The 21683-nt window shown below is 37.8% G+C and carries 16 protein-coding genes; 12 read left to right on the forward strand and 4 right to left on the reverse strand.

All coding sequences use genetic code 11. The features are described from left to right. Positions 1 to 123 precede the first annotated feature (123 nt). From BAOM_RS03215 to BAOM_RS03220, 3 genes are all read left to right on the forward strand, one after another. Entirely contained in the window at positions 124 to 321 is a 198-nt protein-coding gene (locus BAOM_RS03215; RefSeq protein WP_127759027.1) for an aspartyl-phosphate phosphatase Spo0E family protein, read from the forward strand. 205 nt (positions 322 to 526) lie between these two features. Then, entirely contained in the window at positions 527 to 697 is a 171-nt protein-coding gene (locus tag BAOM_RS24150) for a hypothetical protein (protein WP_164853119.1), read from the forward strand. Positions 698 to 1045: 348 nt separating this feature from the next. Next, on the forward strand, positions 1046 to 1720 hold the full coding sequence (locus BAOM_RS03220) for a YknW family membrane protein (protein WP_252282961.1): 675 nt from the start codon (positions 1046 to 1048) through the stop codon (positions 1718 to 1720). 137 nt (positions 1721 to 1857) lie between these two features. Here BAOM_RS03220 and BAOM_RS03225 read toward each other — a convergent pair whose 3' ends face one another. Beyond that, complete coding sequence (locus tag BAOM_RS03225; protein WP_127759029.1) at positions 1858 to 2763, reverse strand: LysR family transcriptional regulator; 906 nt, start codon at positions 2761 to 2763, stop codon at positions 1858 to 1860. 337 nt (positions 2764 to 3100) lie between these two features. Here BAOM_RS03225 and BAOM_RS03230 point away from each other — a divergent pair, with 337 nt between their 5' ends. The 3 genes from BAOM_RS03230 to BAOM_RS03240 all read left to right on the forward strand — a co-directional run bounded on the left by BAOM_RS03230 (position 3101) and on the right by BAOM_RS03240 (position 8519). Beyond that, entirely contained in the window at positions 3101 to 4909 is a 1809-nt protein-coding gene (locus BAOM_RS03230; RefSeq protein ID WP_127759030.1) for an assimilatory sulfite reductase (NADPH) flavoprotein subunit, read from the forward strand. 27 nt (positions 4910 to 4936) lie between these two features. Then, on the forward strand, positions 4937 to 6655 hold the full coding sequence (gene cysI, locus BAOM_RS03235; RefSeq protein WP_127759031.1) for an assimilatory sulfite reductase (NADPH) hemoprotein subunit: 1719 nt from the start codon (positions 4937 to 4939) through the stop codon (positions 6653 to 6655). Positions 6656 to 6956: 301 nt separating this feature from the next. Further along, entirely contained in the window at positions 6957 to 8519 is a 1563-nt protein-coding gene (locus tag BAOM_RS03240; protein WP_257467591.1) for an ATP-binding protein, read from the forward strand. A gap of 145 nt (positions 8520 to 8664) precedes the next feature. Here BAOM_RS03240 and BAOM_RS03245 read toward each other — a convergent pair whose 3' ends face one another. Continuing rightward, complete coding sequence (locus tag BAOM_RS03245; protein ID WP_127759032.1) at positions 8665 to 9591, reverse strand: VanW family protein; 927 nt, start codon at positions 9589 to 9591, stop codon at positions 8665 to 8667. 234 nt (positions 9592 to 9825) lie between these two features. On the opposite strand from BAOM_RS03245, the gene megL reads away from it, so the two are divergent. Beyond that, positions 9826 to 11016: a methionine gamma-lyase gene (gene megL, locus BAOM_RS03250; RefSeq protein WP_127759033.1), complete on the forward strand. Its 1191-nt coding sequence runs from the start codon at positions 9826 to 9828 to the stop codon at positions 11014 to 11016. Positions 11017 to 11122: 106 nt separating this feature from the next. Here the strand turns inward: megL and BAOM_RS03255 are convergent, their stop codons facing one another. Next, positions 11123 to 12448: a S8 family peptidase gene (locus BAOM_RS03255; RefSeq protein ID WP_127759034.1), complete on the reverse strand. Its 1326-nt coding sequence runs from the start codon at positions 12446 to 12448 to the stop codon at positions 11123 to 11125. Between the two features lie 382 nt (positions 12449 to 12830). Between BAOM_RS03255 and BAOM_RS03265 the strand changes: the two genes are divergently transcribed. Genes BAOM_RS03265 through BAOM_RS03275 form a run of 3 tightly spaced genes read left to right on the forward strand, consistent with a single transcriptional unit; the run spans position 12831 to position 16709 of the window. Then, on the forward strand, positions 12831 to 14399 hold the full coding sequence (locus BAOM_RS03265) for a spore germination protein (RefSeq protein WP_127759035.1): 1569 nt from the start codon (positions 12831 to 12833) through the stop codon (positions 14397 to 14399). Then, complete coding sequence (locus tag BAOM_RS03270) at positions 14396 to 15502, forward strand: GerAB/ArcD/ProY family transporter (RefSeq protein ID WP_127759036.1); 1107 nt, start codon at positions 14396 to 14398, stop codon at positions 15500 to 15502. Before BAOM_RS03265 ends, BAOM_RS03270 begins: the two co-directional genes overlap by 4 nt. After that, positions 15495 to 16709, forward strand: coding sequence for a Ger(x)C family spore germination protein (locus BAOM_RS03275; RefSeq protein ID WP_127759037.1), 1215 nt, complete (start codon positions 15495 to 15497; stop codon positions 16707 to 16709). Before BAOM_RS03270 ends, BAOM_RS03275 begins: the two co-directional genes overlap by 8 nt. A 303-nt stretch (positions 16710 to 17012) precedes the next feature. Here the strand turns inward: BAOM_RS03275 and BAOM_RS03280 are convergent, their stop codons facing one another. Then, the gene (locus BAOM_RS03280) at positions 17013 to 18572 is read right to left on the reverse strand and encodes a bifunctional metallophosphatase/5'-nucleotidase (protein WP_127759038.1); all 1560 of its coding nucleotides are present in this window, start codon (positions 18570 to 18572) and stop codon (positions 17013 to 17015) included. Between the two features lie 244 nt (positions 18573 to 18816). Here BAOM_RS03280 and BAOM_RS03285 point away from each other — a divergent pair, with 244 nt between their 5' ends. Continuing rightward, the gene (locus BAOM_RS03285; RefSeq protein WP_127759039.1) at positions 18817 to 20730 is read left to right on the forward strand and encodes an RCC1 domain-containing protein; all 1914 of its coding nucleotides are present in this window, start codon (positions 18817 to 18819) and stop codon (positions 20728 to 20730) included. 457 nt (positions 20731 to 21187) lie between these two features. Then, positions 21188 to 21592, forward strand: coding sequence for a hypothetical protein (locus BAOM_RS03290; protein ID WP_127759040.1), 405 nt, complete (start codon positions 21188 to 21190; stop codon positions 21590 to 21592). Positions 21593 to 21683 lie beyond the last annotated feature (91 nt).

Below are 21683 nucleotides of genomic sequence, written 5' to 3' on the forward strand. Positions count from 1 at the left end.
TATCATTTATATAGAAACTCTTTCAAATCACTTTGTTTTTCGTATATAATGTTTAAAAATGGTAAAAATGATTAACTTTACATAAATTAATGGTTTATATAATTTATAAGGGCGGGGTGTACTATGATTGGGGAATTATCAAATAGAGAACTAATAGAAGAGATTGAAGTAACAAGAAAAAATATGGTACTAACTGGCATAGGCTTTGGCTTAACACACCCTGATACAATAGAGCTCAGTCATAGATTAGATAATTTATTGAATGATTTATATAAACCTAATAATAGGGAGCAATTATTTTTTTACATTGATAAAGGTTAGTTAGAGAACTTAACTTTTTAGATATTTGATGGTTTTGTCATTTTACTCTTCTTTTGAGTTTTGAAAGGAAGGGTTTTTTTTATGGCAAGCTTATGCATGTATCAATAACTATCACGTCTTGTATTAATTGAGAAATGATTCATATTCTAGGACGGAGTGGAGAAACTATTGGTGTATGGATTACATCAGAAAGGGGATTGATTAGATGGTTAAGCGAAAAGCTGAAAGAAACGCTGTAGAGAAATATAGTAAAACACCGAAGAAAAACATTGAGGAAGCGGACTATACGGTTGAATTTGCTGCTGGAGAAGATCCAATGAAAGGGGCAAATCGTAACTCTAAACAAGGTAGAGAAGGAAGAGGGAACTCAATATAGCCCTCGTTGTGAAGTTGAAGTATTTTGCATGTAATTTTATCCCACACTTAACGGACAGTAAGCCTACCACCTCAAACTTATGAGGAAACAAAGAAGATAGTTAGGAGACAACTGCCCGTGGAACATGATTAACCATCAGTGGGGATAAAGGAAAACTCCCACTGATGGAAGTTTCACCTCATATAGGGAATTCAAAGAAGAGGTTCACTCTAAAAGGACATGATGAATGGACTTTTTTGAGTGAACCTCTTCTTTTAAAGATTGACACACTGAAATTAAAGGGATTGAAACCTTTTTATGCTAAATTCGTATAAACTTAGGAAGCTGGTTAATAAAGGAGTGTTTGATATGGAGGAGCAATTGGAAAATGTGAATAAGGGGGCACAGTTGAAGCCATCCTTATTCGGAATGATTGGAAGCCCCGGAGAGCAATTGGAGAGAATCCGGCAACATCCAAAAATTTGGTTGGCTATGCTGATTATAACAACGATTTTTACAGTTGGAACCGTTTTGACGATGATGGCGATGGACACGGCTAGTCTTATTGGTGAGGGTATACCGGCAGAAGGACAAGTATTAATGGAGATTTTTACGATTGTATTGGGTATTGTGATGGGACTATTTACGCCTATTATCTCTGTCTTGATTAGTAGTGTAATTATCTTAATTATTGCGAAGATTGCTCAATCAGATGTTACGTTTAAACAGCTTTTCTCGATGAATACATATATTTGTCTTATAGTGGCACTTGGTGCATTACTAAATGGACTTGTTCGTTTTCTTATAGGCGGCAATCCGGAAATTTATGTAACGAGTTTGGCAGGGCTGCTTAATTCAGAGTCTTACGTATTAGGAGCTATCGAAGTATTTACGATTTGGAGTCTTATTTTGACCGGAATTGGCTTGAACAAGGTAGCGCGTTTGTCTAAAGGTCTTTCTTGGACTGTTGCGATTGTGTTTTTTCTTTTCCAAATTGGAATGGCGGTTATCAGCGGCATGTTTGCTGGACTAGGTGGAATGTAATGACAAGGGTTAGGGTTACAGATTTTTTGAACGAAAAAGTCCATGAAGGGTATTTCACTTAGAATGAAAAGAAGCTAATGAATCGCTGCATACAGGCTGTTCATTAGCTTCTTTTCATAAGGTGTTATTAAATGAGTTCAATTGGTTGATTGGGCTTTATAAGGCCATTTGTTATTTAAAGCATTGATAAATAATCTAACATTTTTTTTATCTTGTATGATAGGAGAATACACATAGGAAAGCGTTCTAGTAAAGGATTGATTTTTCAATTGAATAATGGACAGATTCCTATGCTGTACGTCTTTTTCAATGACACTATGGGATAAGAGAGAGAGGCCCATGCCATTCATAAGCGTTTCTTTAATTCCCTGATTACTGCTTATAGTAAGGAGTGATTTAACTTTCAAACCATTTGAACGAATGACGTGGTTCAGATATTCACGTGTCCCTGATCCAACTTCTCTTGTTATCCATGCTTGATCTTGAAGATCAGCTACTGTAACTTCGTCTTTACAAGCGAGCTTATGATTGTTGGAGGAAACAATAAAGAGCTCATCTTGCATAAAAGCGTGTACGGAAAGCTCCTTTTCATTTGTTTGGCCTTCAATCAAACCAATATCTACTTGATACAAGCGAACAGATTGAATGATTTCTCTTGTATTTCCAATAACAACATGAAGTTCAAGCTCAGGATAATTTTTTTGAAGGTCAAAAAGTAAGGAAGGCAATATATATTCACCGATTGTAAAACTGGCTCCTATTTTTAATTCTCCTTTGATGGAGTTATGCTGTTCAAGAATGTCTTGTTTAGTTTGCTCGTAAATTGTGATGATTTGCTTGGCACGGTCGTACAAAATTTCACCAGTTGGAGTAATTTTCAACAATTTCGGAGAACGTAGAAATAATTTAGTTTGAAATTCTTTTTCAAGATTTTTAATGTGTAAGCTGACACTTGGTTGCGACATACGAAGGGTTTCAGCTGTTTTGGTGAAATTTTTAACTTCTACAAGAGTTACAAATGTTTTTAATGCATCATAATACACAAGAAACCCACCTTATTATTAATAATCTTAATAGTTGCAATAATTTATATATATTTTACTAATCCCTTATCTTGCTGTAAACTTCAATTAGGATTTTTTTAGGAAGCGTTTTAGCTGGGAGGGCAATTGAAAGAAAAAATTAAATAGGAAACGTTATATAAGAATGGTATAATGGGTTATATAACATAAAAACCGACTTAACCTATAAAGATTATGTTGGTATATTAAGGAAATGATAGTAAGTATTTTTTACTAGAAGGTTAATGTTGAATTTTGTTAAAACTAGTCAGTAAACAACGTACTAAAAAGCATATATTCTTTTGTGAGGTGGATATCGTTGCAAATTCAGGTAATGAACAGTCCGTTTAATCAGGAGCAGGCGGAGCTCCTTAACCGTCTTCTGCCAACTTTGACAGAAACACAAAAAAATTGGTTGAGCGGTTATATGGCTGCTGCTGTTCCAGGAACAGCTGGAGCACCGGTAGAAGAGGCCAAAGCTCAAAGTGCCGCTCCGGCAATTTCTAAAGAAGTGACCATTCTTTATGGCTCACAAAGTGGAAACGCGCAAGGACTTGCGAAAAATGCGGGCAAGAAACTTACGGAGAGCGGCTTCCAAGTAACTGTCTCAGCGATGAGTGATTTTAAGCCGAATAATTTGAAGAAAATTCAAAATCTTCTTATTGTAGCAAGTACACATGGAGAAGGAGAACCGCCGGATAACGCGATATCGTTCCATGAATTTTTATATAGTAAACGTGCGCCAAAGCTCGACAATCTTAACTTTTCTGTTTTGGCTCTTGGAGATAGTTCTTATGAATTATTTTGTCAAACAGGAAAAGATTTTGATCAACGCTTAGCAGAGCTTGGTGGTACACGACTTTACCCACGCTTTGATTGCGATCTTGACTATGATGAGCCGGCAGCGGAATGGCTTGAAGGAGTTTTGGTCAGCCTAAGTGAAGCGCAGGGCGGAAGTGCTGCTCCTGTTCAGGCAGCAGCATCTCCAACAGGTGAATCGGTCTACTCTCGAACAAATCCGTTCAAAGCGGAAGTACTCGAAAATATCAATTTAAATGGCCGTGGCTCGAATAAAGAAACACGCCACCTTGAATTATCACTTGAAGGATCTGGACTGACATTTGAACCGGGAGATACCCTTGGTGTGTATCCGGAAAATGATCCAGCTCTTGTAGAAGCACTTCTTGGGGAAATGAAGTGGGATTCGGAAGAAAAGGTAACGGTTAATAAACAGGGAGAGGTCCGTCCGCTTAAAGAAGCACTTACTTCTTACTTTGAAATTACTGTTTTAACAAAACCGCTTCTTGGGCAGGTAGCCGAGATTTCAACAGATGAAGATTTACATGGGCTTGTATCACCAGGAAATGAAGAAAAAGTAAAAGCGTATCTTGAAGGACGCGATTTACTTGATGTTGTTCGTGATTTTAATCTATCAGGTATACCTGCACAGAAATTTATCTCGATTCTTCGGAAAATTCCAGCTCGTCTGTATTCCATTTCGAGCAGCTTAGCTGCGAATCCAGATGAAGTGCACTTAACGATTGGTGCGGTTCGTTACGAGGCACATGGACGTGAACGAAATGGTGTTTGCTCGATTTTATGTGCAGAACGTTTGCAGCCAGGAGATACTCTGCCAATCTATGTTCAGCATAATCAAAACTTTAAGCTACCAGCTAATCCAGATACGCCAGTTATTATGATTGGACCAGGAACAGGTGTTGCACCGTTTAGATCTTTTATGCAGGAGCGTGAGGAAATTGGTGCTGAAGGGAAATCATGGATGTTCTTCGGAGATCAGCACTTCGTAACAGATTTCCTTTACCAAACGGAATGGCAAAGATGGTTGCAAGATGGTGTACTGACAAAAATGGATGTCGCATTTTCGCGTGATACGGATGAAAAAGTGTATGTACAGCACCGCCTGCTTGAACATAGTAAAGAATTGTTCGAATGGCTTCAAGAAGGAGCAGCTGTCTACATTTGCGGAGATGAGAAAAACATGGCACATGATGTCCATAACACTTTACTTGAGATTATTGAAAAAGAAGGCGGCATGAGCCGTGAAGAAGCTGTACAATATTTAACGGATATGCAGCAACAAAAACGTTACCAACGTGATGTATACTGATTGTTTATTGAAAGGAGTTTTTTCTAGATGGTGAATCAAATTTTAAAAGCACCCGAGGGACCGCCAAGTGATGTAGAAGGCATTAAAGAGAGAAGTGACTATTTGCGCGGTACGCTGAAAGAACAAATGTTAGATCGACTTAGCTCGGGAATTCCTGAAGATGATAACCGCTTGATGAAACATCATGGCAGTTACTTACAGGATGATCGTGATCTTCGTAATGAGCGTCAAAAGCAAAAACTTGAACCAGCGTATCAATTCATGCTGCGTGTTCGTATGGCAGGTGGTGTGTCTACACCGGAACAATGGCTTGTTATGGATGAGCTTGCCGATAAATACGGTAACGGCACGTTGAAATTGACTACACGAGAAACATTTCAAATGCATGGAATTTTAAAATGGAATATGAAAAAAACGATTCAGGAAATCAATGCGGCTCTTTTAGACACGATTGCAGCATGCGGCGATGTGAACCGAAACGTGATGTGTGCTTCAAATCCATATCAATCTGAAGTCCATGCAGAAGTATATGAATGGTCTAAAAAATTGAGTGATGATTTATTGCCACGCACAAGAGCTTATCATGAAATTTGGCTTGATGAAGAAAAAGTAGCTGGCACACCGGAAGTAGAAGAAGTCGAGCCAATGTACGGACCGCTTTACTTACCGAGAAAGTTTAAAATCGGGATTGCCGTTCCTCCATCCAATGACGTAGATGTCTTTTCACAGGATCTTGGCTTCATTGCTATTGTTGAAGACGGCAAGCTTGTCGGCTTTAACGTAGCAATCGGCGGCGGTATGGGTATGACTCATGGTGATAAAGCAACATATCCACAGCTTTCTAAAGTAATTGGTTTCTGTAAGCCAAATCAAATTTACGATGTAGCAGAGAAAGTGATTACGATTCAGCGTGATTACGGAAACCGTTCTGTTCGTAAAAATGCTCGCTTCAAGTATACGGTGGACCGCCTTGGTTTACAAACAGTCAAAGATGAGCTAGAACAACGTCTTGGCTGGAGCTTGGATGAAGCGAAGCCTTATCATTTTGACCGTAATGGCGATCGTTATGGCTGGGTGAAAGGTATCCAAGGAAAATGGCATTTAACATTGTTCATTGAAGGTGGCCGTGTTGCTGATTTTGATGATTACAAGCTAAAAACTGGTTTACGTGAAATTGCTAAGATTCATAAAGGGGATTTCCGTTTAACAAGTAATCAAAACTTAATCATTGGAAATGTATCAAGTCAGAAAAAGAAACAAATCAACGAATTAGTTGAAAAATACGGATTAACAGAAGGAAAACAATATTCAGCATTACGCCGCAGCTCCATAGCTTGCGTGTCTTTACCAACATGTGGTTTAGCGATGGCGGAAGCGGAACGCTATTTACCAAGATTGATTGATAAGATTGAAGAAATCGTGGATGAAAATGGTCTTCGCGATGAAGAAATCACGATTCGTATGACAGGATGCCCGAACGGATGTGCACGTCATGCGCTAGGTGAAATCGGCTTTATCGGTAAGGCACCAGGCAAATACAATATGTATCTCGGTGCAGCTTTTGATGGCAGCCGTTTAAGTAAAATGCATCGCGAAAACATCGGTGAAGAAGAAATTTTAAATGAACTACGTGTGCTGCTTCCTCGCTATGCGAAAGAGCGCCAAGAAGGAGAGCACTTCGGTGACTTTGTTATTCGCGCAGGCATCATTAAAGCAACGACAGATGGTACGAATTTCCACGAGTAATGAAGATGTAGATGTATGAGAGACAGGGAATGATTCCTGTCTCTTTTTTTGATATAGTAAACCTTTTGAGTCTTTACAGTATCCATAAAGGTTGTACTTTTGACATGAGTGAAGAACAGAAGCTAATGGTTAATGATACTCACTTTTTAATCTGAGGGGATATTTTTCATAATTATTTCCAAAAACATGGCTAATAATTTGTTTTTACTATAGTTTTTGGTAGTATATGTTTATGGTTAAGTTTTTACAATATTTTGAATTTTTGTTCTGCTAACTTGATTGTGAATAGAAGGGAGTAATAATGAAAATGAAACCGGACCAGATTACACCAATGGAATCAGAGAGCAATGCTCATTTAAGGCAGTTGGCATCAGTAGGTAAGATTGCAGCAGGAATTGCCCATGAGGTTAAGAATCCATTAACAGCAGTAAAAGGTTTTTTACAATTGCTGCAGCAAGAAAGCAGTAACCAGTATATAGATATTGCTCACTCGGAATTAGATAACGCCTTAACAACATTAAATAATCTGCTTCAAGTTTCTAAGCCTGATTTGGAATTTGAAGAGTATCAAACCATTCATTTATCAGTAGAACTAGAATCTATTCTAAATTTATTTCAAGATAAAATGTACGATATTACAATCATCACAGATTTTAAAAATAATGATGTAACGATTGTTGGAAAGAAAAGTCAATTTAAAAAGGCATTTTTTAATCTTATTAAAAATGCCTTTGAATCAATGGATGGAGAAGGAACATTAATGATTATGCATGAATCAGTGAATAATGAGGTAATCGTTACCATTCAAGATACAGGAGTTGGAATTCCAAAAGATAAATTAGACTTACTTGGAACTCCTTTTTTTACAACCAAGGATTTAGGTACTGGTTTGGGGCTGACTCAAGTGTTTTCTGTTATTTATCAACATGGCGGGAGAATCGTCGTTGATAGTGAGGAAAATCAAGGGACAACATTTACAATTAAGATTCCTCAACTTAATAAAAAATGTAACCAAGGAGTTAAAAATTTGAATTTAAAATTTGAAGAAAATTATTGTATTAAAAACTTCTTCTTTGAAAATCGAAAAGTCTTTGAAGAGAGATTGTTAGAAGAAGCCATTAATGTAAAAGGAAAAATTGAAGAAATACGCCAAATTGGAAATATAAACCTTTTAGATAATGCACACAAGCTTGTATTATTTGTTGTAGAAGAACGAGAACATGAATTAATTTCTTTTGCTAAGCAAGAAGGGGTAGCATGGGCCAAATATTCATTAACACTTGCCTTCAAGTTAGAATGGATTCAGGCAATTCGACGAACTTTATGGGATTTCTTATATCATTTTGATTTACTAAATAAAACGGAAGTGGATCGGGTCACATTTTTTATGTTGGAAAAAAGTATAAATAAATCGATTGATTTATTTCTTACTTACTTTTTTATCAGTTATTCTACGTACAAAGATGAATTACTAGATAAGCAACGAAATCTAGTAGAGAATCTTTCTGTTCCTATTATTCCTATTAATGATAAGATATGCATTTTACCGTTAATTGGTATGATTGATTATTTAAGAATTTCCACTATTCAAGATAAAGTCCTCACTGAAATCGAAACTCATCATATAGAAACATTAATTATCGACCTCTCAGGTATTACCCCTATGGAACAAGAAATAACGAATAATTTTATAAAAATCATTGATGGTATATCCATGATGGGGTGTAAACTCATCATAACAGGAATGCGGACTGAAATTGTGAGGAGCTTCACAGGTTTAGGCATCAGCATAAATCATCAAGCGGAATTCAAAGGCACTTTACAGCTAGCGTTGAATGATTTTTTTACTGAAAAGTCACAGTGACATAAAGAGTTGTGGATAATGTGTGTATAACTCTGTGGATAAAAGAATTAGTACCTTTGGGCAAGGGAGAGCTTATGGATCATTTCTCTTGCCCAATCTAGTCATCTTTGAATGGCCTATCAGCCAAAGCTGCTTCTTATGACAGCTATTCACAAGCATTAACACTCGAACAGCTTACTTCTTTAGATAATTGATAGGAAGCTTGAGGAATGTTCCTTGCCTTATAATCAATGGCATCTGAGGAATAAATCGTAATAATCACTTGGCCTCCATATCTTATAGCTCGGATTAAAATCGGTTGGTTATAATTATTTTTAAAGCTAAAATCAGGACCGTACCAACTGACTGTAGCATCGCGACCAGGTGGAACATAAGGAACACGTCTACTGTGAGAATAACGCTCCATAATCTCCATCCCTGTGCGATCAATAGCATTGAACAGAGTGGAGGATACTTGACAAATCCCCCCTCCAATCCCTTCTGAAAACTCTCCTTTGACGATAACGCGAGCTGGTAAATAGCCTCTTTCTGCGGTTCGGTTACCAACGACTTTGTTAAATGAAAAGATCTCTCCAGGAAAAACGACATGATTATTAATAGCTTCTACAGCCAGTGAGATATTTTGTGTACGGTTTTTATTCGCACTATTAAAGTAAGTCACATATTGCCCAATTTTTTGTACGCGAATGTGAGCAAGAAGCTCGCTGTCTACTCTTGGATGAATAGGGAGCAAGGGCACTTCTATGTTGGCTGTTCCACTGCTGAAAAAAGAGGTATAAAATTGCTCCTCAAATATTTTTTTGTATAATTTATAACCTGTTTGCCCAGGGATAATGTTGCCTGTATTGTCAATTCCAGCTTCTACAGGCGCTTTATATACTTGTTTGTCTATTTCCTCAATCAGTTGGTTGTATTTATCTCTGTCCACCATTGGCGTATCCGGTAAAGCAATCGTAAAATCTGAGCGGGAGATATGAGCGATTGTTTGTCCTTGATGGGTGATTAATAAATCGTTTGAAGGATGCGCTGGTTGAATGAATAGTAAGATTGCTGTAAGCCATGCAAATTTCATAAATAGGTACCTCACAATATAAATGTAGTTGTACTAAATCAGTTAGGCATGCTGGCACACTCCTATATTTAGTTTGGATAAAAGTAAGAATCTAATCCTTTCTTTTTTGAGTCACAGTGACATAATTATATGTGGATAAAATGTGGATTATTTTGTGTATAACTACCTCTTATGGGAATTTCTTCTTTTGGTTATTTCAACATATATATAGAAGTAGGCAGAGGAGGGGGAGCAATGGATAAGTTCTATAAGCATATTGAAACTGCAGTGATTCATGAGGGGTACGATCCGAAGCAATATATGGGGAGTCTGGCTGCGCCGATTTTTCAAACATCGACATTTGTTTTTGATCATGCTGAACAAGGAGAGCGACGGTTTTCTGGTGGGGAAGAGGGATATATCTATTCCAGGCTCGGCAACCCAACTGTGAAAATACTCGAAGATCGAATTGCTATGCTTGAGCGAGGCGAAGCAGGCCTTGCATTTGGCTCGGGAATGGCTGCTGTGTCTGCTGTGTTGCTTGCACTCACGAAAGCAAATGATCATATTATCTGCTCGCAAGGCTTGTATGGCTGTACATTTGGCCTTTTACATTTGATGGAGGAAAAATATAATATTACGCATAATTTCTCTGAAATGCGAACGGAGGAACAGATAGAGGCAGTCATTCGGCCGGAAACTGTCTGCATCTATGTGGAAACACCGATTAATCCGACAATGAAAATGATAGATCTTGCGATGGTTGTTAAAGTGGCGAAGAAATATGGGATTGCCGTTGTCGTGGACAATACGTTCTCATCTCCTTACCTTCAGCAGCCGCTTGTCTTAGACTGTGATGTTGTTTTACACAGTGCGACAAAGTATATTTGCGGGCACGGTGATGTAGTTGCTGGGCTTGTTGTTGGCTCAAAGGAATTCATTAACAAAGTAACGAGGACAACTCAAAAAGATATTGGTGGAATTATCTCGCCTTTCGATGCTTGGCTGCTGCTGCGAGGCCTAAAGACACTTCCCGTTAGAATGGACCGTCATTCGGAAAATGCGGCGAAGCTATTTAATAAATTGAAGCAACACCCAAGTGTAGCACAGGTTTTCTATCCGGGTGATCGAGAGCATCCGGATTACGAGATTATGAAGAAGCAGATGAGGCAAGGTGGAGGGATTATTTCATTTGAAATCAAAGGAACAAAGAAGGATGCCCAAAAGCTATTAAATGCTCTAAAGCTCATTAAGATTGCCGTCAGCCTTGGGGATGCTGAAACACTGATTCAGCACCCAGCTACGATGACACATTCCAGTGTGCCTTCCGAAAAGCGAGAGGCAATGGGAATTACTAATCAGCTTATTCGCCTTTCGGTCGGCTTGGAGAACTGGGAAGATCTTTGGGAAGACTTAAATCAAGCATTGGATAGCTTACAGAATTAAGGGGAACCTAATCAAAAAAATCAGTACCTCATTATGGAGAGGTACTGATTTTTTATTTAGGCTTTATTCTAGAGCGTATCGATTTGATATAGTTATCAAATTTTCTTTAAATGGAGTTTTCGGCATTTATATAACCTGCGCCATAAAGATTGGAGTTGGTGTCTTTCCATTGAACGGTCCCTTTTTTTAATCTCTCTTTGACCTCATTAGGAGTTAGATGTGGATAATATTCAAGCATTAAGGCAACAATCCCTGCACAAATAGGCGTGGCCATGGACGTACCGGAAAGGGAGAAATAGTTGGATTGGACGCGGCGTGAACTTTGTGATCTATCTAAATAGGAATTTGGGGCACGAAGGGAGATGATGTTGACTCCTGGAGCTAATAAATCTGGCTTTGTTTCACCGTAAGGGGTTGGTCCTCTACTAGAAAAATCAGCAGCAACATCATCTTGCTGTGTATACTGCGTATTTCGATCATCAAGGGCACCTACCGTAATGACTTCATTGCTAATTCCTGGGCTTGCAATGGTTCTGTCCCTAGGACCGGAGTTACCTGCTGCTACACATACGACGATGCCGCTTTGCCAAGCCCTTTCCACTACCTGTACCATTGGGTCAGCATTTTCTTCTTTAAATCGCTGAGGAGGACTTCCTAAAGATAAGCTGATAACGTGGATTGGGTTGTTTGGATGATTACGGTTGTATTCTATACACCATTCAACCCCTTGCATGACCGTTTCAAGTGAACCTGCTCCTAAACGATCTAGTACTTTAATACCGATAATATTAGCTTTGGGAGCTGATCCTTTATACTTTCCGCCTGAAGCAGCTCCGTTTCCAGCAGCGGCACCAGCGCAATGCGTTCCATGCCCATTATCATCATAAGGAGCGGATCGTCGATTGATAAAGTCTACAAAATGAACGATTCTTCCCTCAAGGTCCGAATGTGGATAAACTCCTGTGTCGATAACAGCGATTGTGATTCCTTGTCCGGTTAATTGTTTATTATTGCGGACAACATGATCTGCTTGAACGGAAGGAATGGCATGATCAAGGAGTGCTTGTACTTGTCTATTTAAATGAACTTTTCGAATCGTCGAATGGCTTTTAAACAAATCTGCTAAAGCGGCAAGTGTGACGTCTACACTACAACAAGGTACAGAAGAAAATTGATTTTTGAATTGGCAGTGAGTATTTGTTGTTAAGGAGTGCTGTAACTGCTGTACACTTTGCTTTTGACATTCCATATCTTCAAATTCCACAATGACAGATAATTTCACAGTATGCATAAATAAAGGTCCCAGCCGATTTTGTAGAAATTTGGGGGCTTGTTTAAAACGTTTATAAAGATTCAGAATCTCTATTTGAAGTGGCTTGTCCAGCTGATGAGCATAGGTTTGTATAAATTGAATCACTGAATAATCAAACATTCTATCACTCCTGTTAAAAATAGATTCATCATTAGATTATGGTTGGAATCGATTTTTGGTAACGGTATTTATAACGTAAAAAACAATTATACGCTCTATATTCCTAGCAATAGTTTAATCAAGTCCAGTAAGGCCTACAGTGTTTAATCAACGTGTATCTAAGGCTGGAGCACTTGTAAATAATCCCACTGTATTACTAATAGATGAGCCATTTGCTGCTTTGGATACAAAAACAAGATGAATTTGAAACTCTCTATTTTTAATCTAATCAATGCCAGGGAGAGGTCGTACATAACATTATTTATTTCGGTAAAAATAGTAGTTATTAGAAGAATTTGTTTCTTAATTGGTTTTTCTGTTGCGTTTTCTGGAGGTATGTAAAATGTTAAGGCATGTATTCAATAAGCGATTGAAATATCAAAAACAAAATGTTGAAGATAAGCAAAGTGATATACCTAGTACTATTTATACAGATATCCATGCTAATCTTGACAATATAAAAAGGATATTGAATGCACCATCTGATTTTATCCAAAGAATTTTTACAATAGGCGATAGTGAAAAAAAGTGCGCGATCGTTTGTATAGATGGACTAGTAGATAAGGATCTGATAAATGACCAATTGATTAAAAATATTCAATTGGGTATGCAGACTGCCAAAAAGGAAGTGCCGGCTTCTAGCGATGAAATAATGAAGAAATTGAAGAATGAGGTTTTATCCACTTATGAACTTAAAATAGCAGATATATTGGATGACGTGTTACTTGCTATTTTGTCTGGTGATACAGCTTTATTTATCAATGGAACAGATAAAGTATTACTAGTTGGAAGCAAGGGATGGGATAGTCGCGGAATTGACGAACCTCAAACGGAATCATTGGTAAGGGGTCCGAGGGAAGGGTTTACTGAGAATATTCGTACGAATACAATGCTTGTTCGTAGACAGGTAAGGGATCCTAATCTACGGCTTGAATCAAGTAAGGTGGGACGGCGATCCAAAAGAGACCTTGTTGTTTGTTATGTTGAAGGAATTGTTCATCCAGATATAGTAGCAGAGGTTAACAGAAGATTGAAGACAATAGATATTGATGAGGTTGCAGAAAGCGGGACCATCGAACAATGGATTGAGGATAGTTCCTTGTCACCCTTTCCACAGGTGCTGCATACTGAAAGGCCGGATAAGGTAACAAGCGCAATCTTACAAGGAAAAGTTGCTATTCTTTTAGATGGTACACCTTTTGCATTAATTGCACCGACTACATTTGTTTCCCTCTTTCAATCGCAGGAAGACTATTATGAGCGTTGGCTTATTGGATCGTTGCTTCGAATGCTGAGATATGTAGCGGCTTTTTTTGCTGTGTTTTTACCGGCTCTTTATATTGCGCTTGTATCATTTCATCAAGGAATGATTCCTTCGAAGTTAGCTTTTTCGATTGCCGGGGCGAGAGAGGGAGTGCCCTTTCCAGCAATCATTGAAGCGCTGATGATGGAGGCTACATTAGAGCTACTCCGTGAGGCGGGGATTCGATTACCCAAACCGATTGGGCAAACGATTGGCATTGTCGGTGGGTTAGTCATCGGAGAGGCAGCTGTACAAGCTGGATTAGTGAGTCCGGTTATGATTGTGGCTGTAGCAGTTACAGCTATTTCCTCCTTTGCCATTCCTTCATATGGTGCAGGGATTGCCTTTCGAATTTTACGGTTTGGTACGATGCTTGCAGCTGGAATTTTTGGGTTATACGGAATTATTCTCACTTACATTATGATTAACATTCATATTGCCAGGCTAAAAAGCTTTGGGATTCCTTATTCCACGCCATTTGCACCAGCATTTTATAGAGATTGGAAGGACGTGGCTATTCGTGCCCCAATAACTGCGATATCCAAAAGGCCGCAATATATGCAGACGCTTGATGACACAAGAATAGGTAAAGGAGATGAGAGTTCATGAATTCCTTTGAATATGGTGACAGCGAGGTAGGTAGAAAAGAAGTTCTAGTAGGTGTTGCCAATATGGTCATTGGATTTGGGGTTCTTACTCTCCCACGTACAGTCGCAAATGCTACGCATTCAATAGATGGGTGGATTTCAATTAGCCTTGGCGGATTGATTGTTATTTTTTTTGCAGGGGTATTAGCTAAGTTGATAAGCCGATTTCCTAAAAAGAATCTTCATGAATTCACAAGTTTAATCATTAATAAGCCGATAGCAACCATTTTAACGTTTTTATTTGCTTCATACATGATGCTTTTTGTTTGTTATGAGATGAGGATTGTTGCAGAAATATCAAAATTATATTTGTTTGATCGGACACCTACAGAAGTTATCTGTTTTGTATTTTTCTTGGTTACTATTTATGCCGTTTCTGGACCAAGTACAGTCATACTTCGTCTTAACCTCTTGTTTATACCTATCATATTATTTATTATTTTGCTTTTAATTGTAATGAATATAGGCTTTTTTGAATTTAAAACCACAAAGCCCTTCTTTCACACTGGTTGGAGTGAAATTCTACGAGGTTCAAAAGAAACGATATTTTCCTTTTTAGGTTTTGAAATTTTATTATTTTACAACGCTTTTATAAATGAAACTAAGAATACGATTAAATTCACTATAATGGGCATGGCCATTCCATTACTTTTATATTTACTCGTATTTGTGTTTGTAGTTGGAGTTTTTGGTGTCGAGGTTGCGGAAAACACACTTTATCCAACAGCAGAGCTAGCTAAACGTGTGGAAATACCAGGAGGATTCTTTGAGAGATTTGAATCAGTCTTTTTCACAATTTGGGTTGTTACGCTCTTTAGTACGGCCTCGATGTCCTTTGATGTAACTTTATTAGCCTTTGCTTCTATTTTTAAAAAGATAAAACGAATGACGTTTATTTTTTTCCTTTCTCCACTTATTTATATTATTGCTATGTCACCACAGAATTTTGTTGAGACTTCTATATTTGGAGAATGGATTAGCTACCTGGGGATTGGGTTTAGCATGTTCATGCCGTTGCTTCTACTTGTGATCGCCATGATGCGTGGGGTAAAGGGGAATGGATAAGGTATATAGAAGTATCTCGATTTTTTGTCTACTCTTTTTGGTGACGGGGTGTTGGGATCAAAATGAAATCGAAGAAAGAGGGTTTGTGATTGGTACAGCCATTGATATGGTTAAAGGGAAAACGGATGATTCTGTCGGGGAGATGTCTGAGGAAGAGCGGAAGGAAAAGTATAAGTTAACCTATCAATTTGTTGTGCCGGGAAATTTTATTGGAGGTGGTAGCGGAGGCGGTCAATCGGGCGGAGGGGCATCAGAAGGAAAACCATTCTTAAATCTTACAGCAGAAGGAACATCCATTCATCAAATTACTAGAAAGATGGCTGCTGAGACCAGTCGTAAACCATATCTGGAACATATTAATTTAATTGTTCTGTCAGAGGAACTTGCAAGAAAAGGGTATCTTAAGGATGCTATGGATTTTTTTGTGCGTGACCATGAAATGAGGAGAGTAGCAAAAGTGATGGTGGCCGAGGGGGAAGCGAGAAAGGTTTTGGAAATTAATCCGCAACATGAAAAAATGCCGGTTTTGTTTATTGATTCACTAAGTGAAAATATAGTAAAACATGGTACTTCTCTACCACCTATAAATATTGGTGATGTTCATAGTTACTTATTAAAGGGAAATAGTTTTGTTATACCGAGAATTGTTATTAAGGACAATAAAGGAATCATTTTGGGAGCCGCTATGTTTAACTCTCAAAATCAAGAAATGATTGGCACTCTTAATGAAAGTGAAACACTAGGGCTTAATTTTATTACAGAAAAGGTTGAGAGTGCCGTACTTGAATTTTTGATGAATGGCCAACTTGTTGCTTTTGAAATTAAAGGTGCTAAAAGTAAAATCGAGGCTGATGTTTCTGACAAAGATCAAATTAAATTTACAGTGAAAATTAATGTGGACGGCAATGTGGGGGAAGTGTACGGAGACGTAGCTTTAAAAAATCGATCGGTATTATCTGAAATCGAAGAAAAAACCGCTAAGGAAATAGAACGTATCATTAATGGTGCTATTGATAAAGTACAAAAAAAGTACAAGGCTGATGTCTTTGAATTAGGAGCTTATTTAAAGCAAGAACATTATAAGACATGGAAACAAGTAAATAAAGAATGGGATAAGGGAGAGAATTATTTTTCAAAAAGTGTGGTTGACGTTCAAGTAAGGGTTGACGTAAGGCAAATTGGAGCGTCCATTAAAATGGTGAAATAGAGAGGAGTTGAACAATTATGTTGCACTGGATAGAGGAGCGAGTTCCCACTTTTATACTCGCTATATTATCTTCGCTCATTCCATGGGGGATATATAAATTGAACCAGGCCTTTCATCAATACGCTGACCCGCCATGGAAAAAAGATGATGAGTCACAGTGACAAAATGAACTGTGTATAATTTGTGTATAATTTTGTGGATAAGTTATTGTTGAAATGAAAAGAAGTTAGAGCGGGTACCTTGAGAGGTGCTTGCTCCAACTTATAGGTTCTTTGGGAATCAGTGCTGATTTATAAATCATTTTTAGTGTTTGGCTACTTCAGCAGGGTACCTCTGTTGTAAATAACTCGCAAGTGCATCTACAGCTAATGGGCCATCTTCGACTAGTTTTCCTTTTGTAAAGGCGGTGAAGCCATCTCCACCTGAAGCGAGATAATTGCTAATGGCAATCGTATATGCCCTTTTGGATTGAATTTCCTTACCATGAATGTCTTTTAATGTGATAATACGGCTGCCGACAGGGGCAGTATTATTCCAAGTATAAGTTAATCCTACAGCTTGCAATCTATTCTCCTCATCTTTAGTCCACTGTTGTTCTAAAGCTGTTTTTATTTGTTCTCCAGTTAAGGTAATCTTCACGAAGCGATGATGAAAAGGTAAGGTAGTATAAAGGTCTTCTTTCGTAATGATTCCTTCGTTTAAGCTTGCTCGAATTCCGCCGTGGTGATAAAAAGCAATATCGGTCCCCAATATGTTACGCCCAGATTCTGCGATTATTTTGGCCAAAGGAGATTCACCGTTGCCGTTTTGTTTCCTCGTTATTTCTTTTGGTGCTTTACCTATTATTTTATTCATATAAGGGGCTATACGTTTTTTATATTTTTTTAAAAGTGTGAGTGTTTCTTGATCAGGTTTGATTTTATGATGAACAGTGGGGATAATCGTTGCTTCTTTGTGAATAATCTCTTTTGTGTGACGGTTAATGGTGAGTTTTACTTCTGAAAAAGCTTTTCCATAAGAGTAAGCTTGAACGATTAGTTTATTGTCTACGATCGTATTTGCGTATGCATGATTATGACCGCCGAATATTACATCGACTTCATCATCCATTTGTGGAGCCATCTTGGCTAAATCTTCATGAGGATTTCCTCCTGTCTTATCCGATTTAGCTGAGATATGGGCGAGCACTACAATGGAGGTTATTCCTTTTTTCTTTAATACTTCTGCTGTTTGATTGATAGCTTGAACCTCATCAATCACTTCGATTTCTTCTTTGTATTCCGGGAGTAGAAACTTCGTCGTTTCGGTTGTCACTACACCGATAAAACCAATATTTATCCCATTGATTTGTTTGATTATATATGGAGGAAACAATAGATTCCCCGTTTTTTTATTGATTATATTAGCGGAACAATAAGAGGTAGTTGAACCTGAGAAAGCGCCTGCCTCTCCATTAATCAACCGCTGCATTTCATGAACCCCTTCATCAAATTCATGATTTCCAGGTGTTCCGACATCAATGTTTAGAAGGTTTAGATATTCAATCGTTGGTTCATTTTGGTGTAAAGAGGATATAGGAGGGCTTCCGCCGACCATATCACCGGAATGAACAAGGAGGGTATGTTCGTTTTCTTGTTTGTACTTTTTTAAATAGGCAGCTAAATATTCAGCGCCTCCTACTTTATTTCCTGATAGATCTTGGTATTTATCCAGTTGGCCATGAAAATCATTCAATCCTAATAATTGAATGTGTGTATAGTCAGCGGCTATAGACGGATGGAGTGAAGCTATTGAACCATCGGTCGTTCCTAAAATGAAGAATAACAGCAAGAACCCAAATGATACTCTATGAAGTATTGACAAGCTGTATGCCCTCCTCTAGGTTGTTATGTTCAGTATAAGGGGGGAGATTTAAGAGAGTGTAAAGGGGGAGTTAATTTTTGTTAAATATTGGTTTGTTTGTGTAGCCAATTTAAATCTTTTTTTTCGCAATGACTAACGACGAATATCATGGTAAAATCTTCATAAAATTTATAGGTGTTTAATTGGAAGGTGCCAAAAGTATCATATATAGTCTTTTGGCTCTACTTATAAGGAGGGATTGTATTTGAAGAAAAAGAGTTTGCTAGTTTTTATTATTTGTATGTTTGCTTTTCTCATGTTACTTCCGTCATTAAAGGTTCAAGCTGCCGAAGATCTTACTTATTGGTCTGAAGAAACACAGGAAGTGTATGAACCTCTACTTCCCTATACATTAGAATGGAGTGGGGATGTATTAAAAAATGGAGGGTTTGATTTAGATTCAGCTCGTATAACAACTGATAAAACGATCGCCGACTTTGTCATTAATCAGTATGGAGATATAGGGGCGAGAAAGATTGCTGAACTGCCTAAACAACCCTTAGATGAACCGCTAAATATAGCGGATGTGTCATTTCCAACAGATGGATTGGGCTACCCGTTAACAAGCCTAAAAGTAAAATCAGGCAGTACATATTTGATTCAATTGGATAGTGGGGATTTTGCGAAAGTGCATATTAATGAAGCTTCATCTTCAAAAGTTAATTTTACCTTTGTCGTTCAAACAGATACATTACCGGATGAAGATCCGACACTGCCTGATGAAGAGGTAAGCGTGGTTGACTTAATCTCTTCACAATCATCTGTATCCATGGATGTCGGTCAATCAAAATCTGTTTCACTTACAGCAAAATACTCTAATAATAGCAAGAAAACAGTTACAAATGCTGCTAAATGGAAGTCAGAAAAAACCTCCATTGCGAGTGTAACAAAAGGGAAAATAAAAGGAGTTTCTGCTGGGCAAACAACGATTTCAGCAGAATATGAGGGAATAACGGTAAAAGTCAAAGTAAGTGTAAAGAGTAAATCAGTAAAACCAATTAAAGGAATAGCTGGGACAGCTGTTGCAGCAGGTGACAGTCATACACTTGTGCTTAAAAAGAATGGAACTGTATGGAGTTTTGGTAAAAACCAAACAGGACAATTAGGGAATGGGAACACAAAGAATCAATATACTCCTGTTCAGGTGAAGGGTCTTAAAAATGTAAAAGATATTGCAGCCGGATATAATTTTTCTTTAGCTTTAAAAAAGGACGGAACGGTTTGGATGTGGGGGAATCCGTTTGCCAGTGTGTCTAATCCAAGATCTACACCGTATCAAATTAAATCGCTCAAAAATGTGGTAGACATCGCAGCCGGTGAAGAGCATATGATTGCCTTAAAAAAAGATGGCACTGTATGGGTATGGGGAAATAACTCATATGGTCAAGGTGGAATTGGCAAGACTTCTCCAGCAACGATTACAAATCCTGTTAAAGTAACAAAGCTTAGTAAGGTAACAGCGATTGCAGGTGGGCGTTATCATACACTTGCAGTAAAGAGCGATGGGACGATTTGGACGTGGGGGAATAATGAACGGAATCAAATTGGAGATGGAAAAACAGGATCTAGCTTAATGAAAAATGTTTTAGTACCATATCAAGTTAAATCATTAACGAAAGTGAAATCCGTATCTGGAGGTACTTATTATAGTCTTGCTGTGAAATCAGATGGAACGGTATGGTCGTGGGGCTTTAATGATGCTAGCCAATTAGGGATTGTTAAAACAAGTGCTTATCAAAATAAGCCAGCTAAAGTTCTAGGAGAAGATGGTGAAGGTTATTTGAGTCAAATCAAACAAGCTGACGGCGGATATAGACATACACTTGCAGTTGCTAACGATGGAAGCTTATATACATGGGGAGAAAACACATACGGAAAGCTGGGCATCGGTACCGAAACTTCAATTTATGATGTATGGTCAGATGGCGCCAATTCAGCCGTACCGGTAAAAGTAGCGCTGACTAAAGTGATTCAAGCAGAAGCAGGATCTGAGCATACAGTCGCGATAACCTCAGATGGAACAGTATGGTCGTGGGGTTCTAATGATTATGGGCAATTAGGTGTTGGAAAAAAATACAGTAAAAAGAAAGTACCTGCTAAAGTATTACGTGCTAATTAATAAAGTTCATTAGTTTTTGTTATGAGTAAATAGATAAGTATTCAAATAGGCCAACCACACATTGTGGTTGGCCTATTTTTAGGTGTGCGCAAGGCATGGATGTAACAGTTCCCAACTGTGAAGACAGAGGGAGCGGTTAGCTTAATGCCAAGGTAGGTGCTCGTGATGACGAAGAATATGAAGGGAGCGAGCAGCAAACTCAGGTCTGAGGAACACGAACTTTATAGGAGGCTAGGTATCATTGAATGAGTTTGCCTATAATGGATTGTCACTAAAACAGGCGATAGTCTGAAAACATAAATTAACAAGTAATTCTCCATTATTTGTTGCATTATTAATCGATAATTATTATCATTAATAATGATTATCAATTAATAAATTAGAACTGTATTTAAAATAGATTTTGTTGAATGTATAGAGATTTTATTCTAAGGTGTCTTGGAAGGAGCGTAAAAGGATGGATTTAATTGTCAGTAGTGAAAATGGGATTAAGGTAGAGTGTCTAGAGTATGGTTATAAAAAAGAGAATCTTGTGAGTCATTCAAAAACTTTGCAATGTGGAGATGTTTTAACAGTTTCTAATAAGGGAAAATATGTTGTAGGAGTTGGATGGTTTGTTTTAATAAGTGTTAATAAAAAAATAAAAGACTATATGTGGACTAAGGAACTAGAGGAAGCTATTCATTCTAATAAAACTATGCCCATTATTGATTGTATGCTTGATTATTTTAATGTATCTTTTCAATTAGATCGAGCTTTAGAATCTCGTAATAAGCAATTATTTTTAAGTCTTTCAGAGAAGAAAACAAAGTTATCTTTTCTTTATAATAGAATATCCGGAAAACTACCAGTTGGCTTATAGTTTTTATTTAGTACATATAACGATAATTGTAATATGAACCTTGTTATAGTAAAATCAGTCTATCAAGTAAAAGGTGGGATTGCTTATGCTA

Source organism: Peribacillus asahii (genome assembly GCF_004006295.1).
GTDB classification, from domain to species: Bacteria; Bacillota; Bacilli; order Bacillales; family DSM-1321; genus Peribacillus; species Peribacillus asahii_A.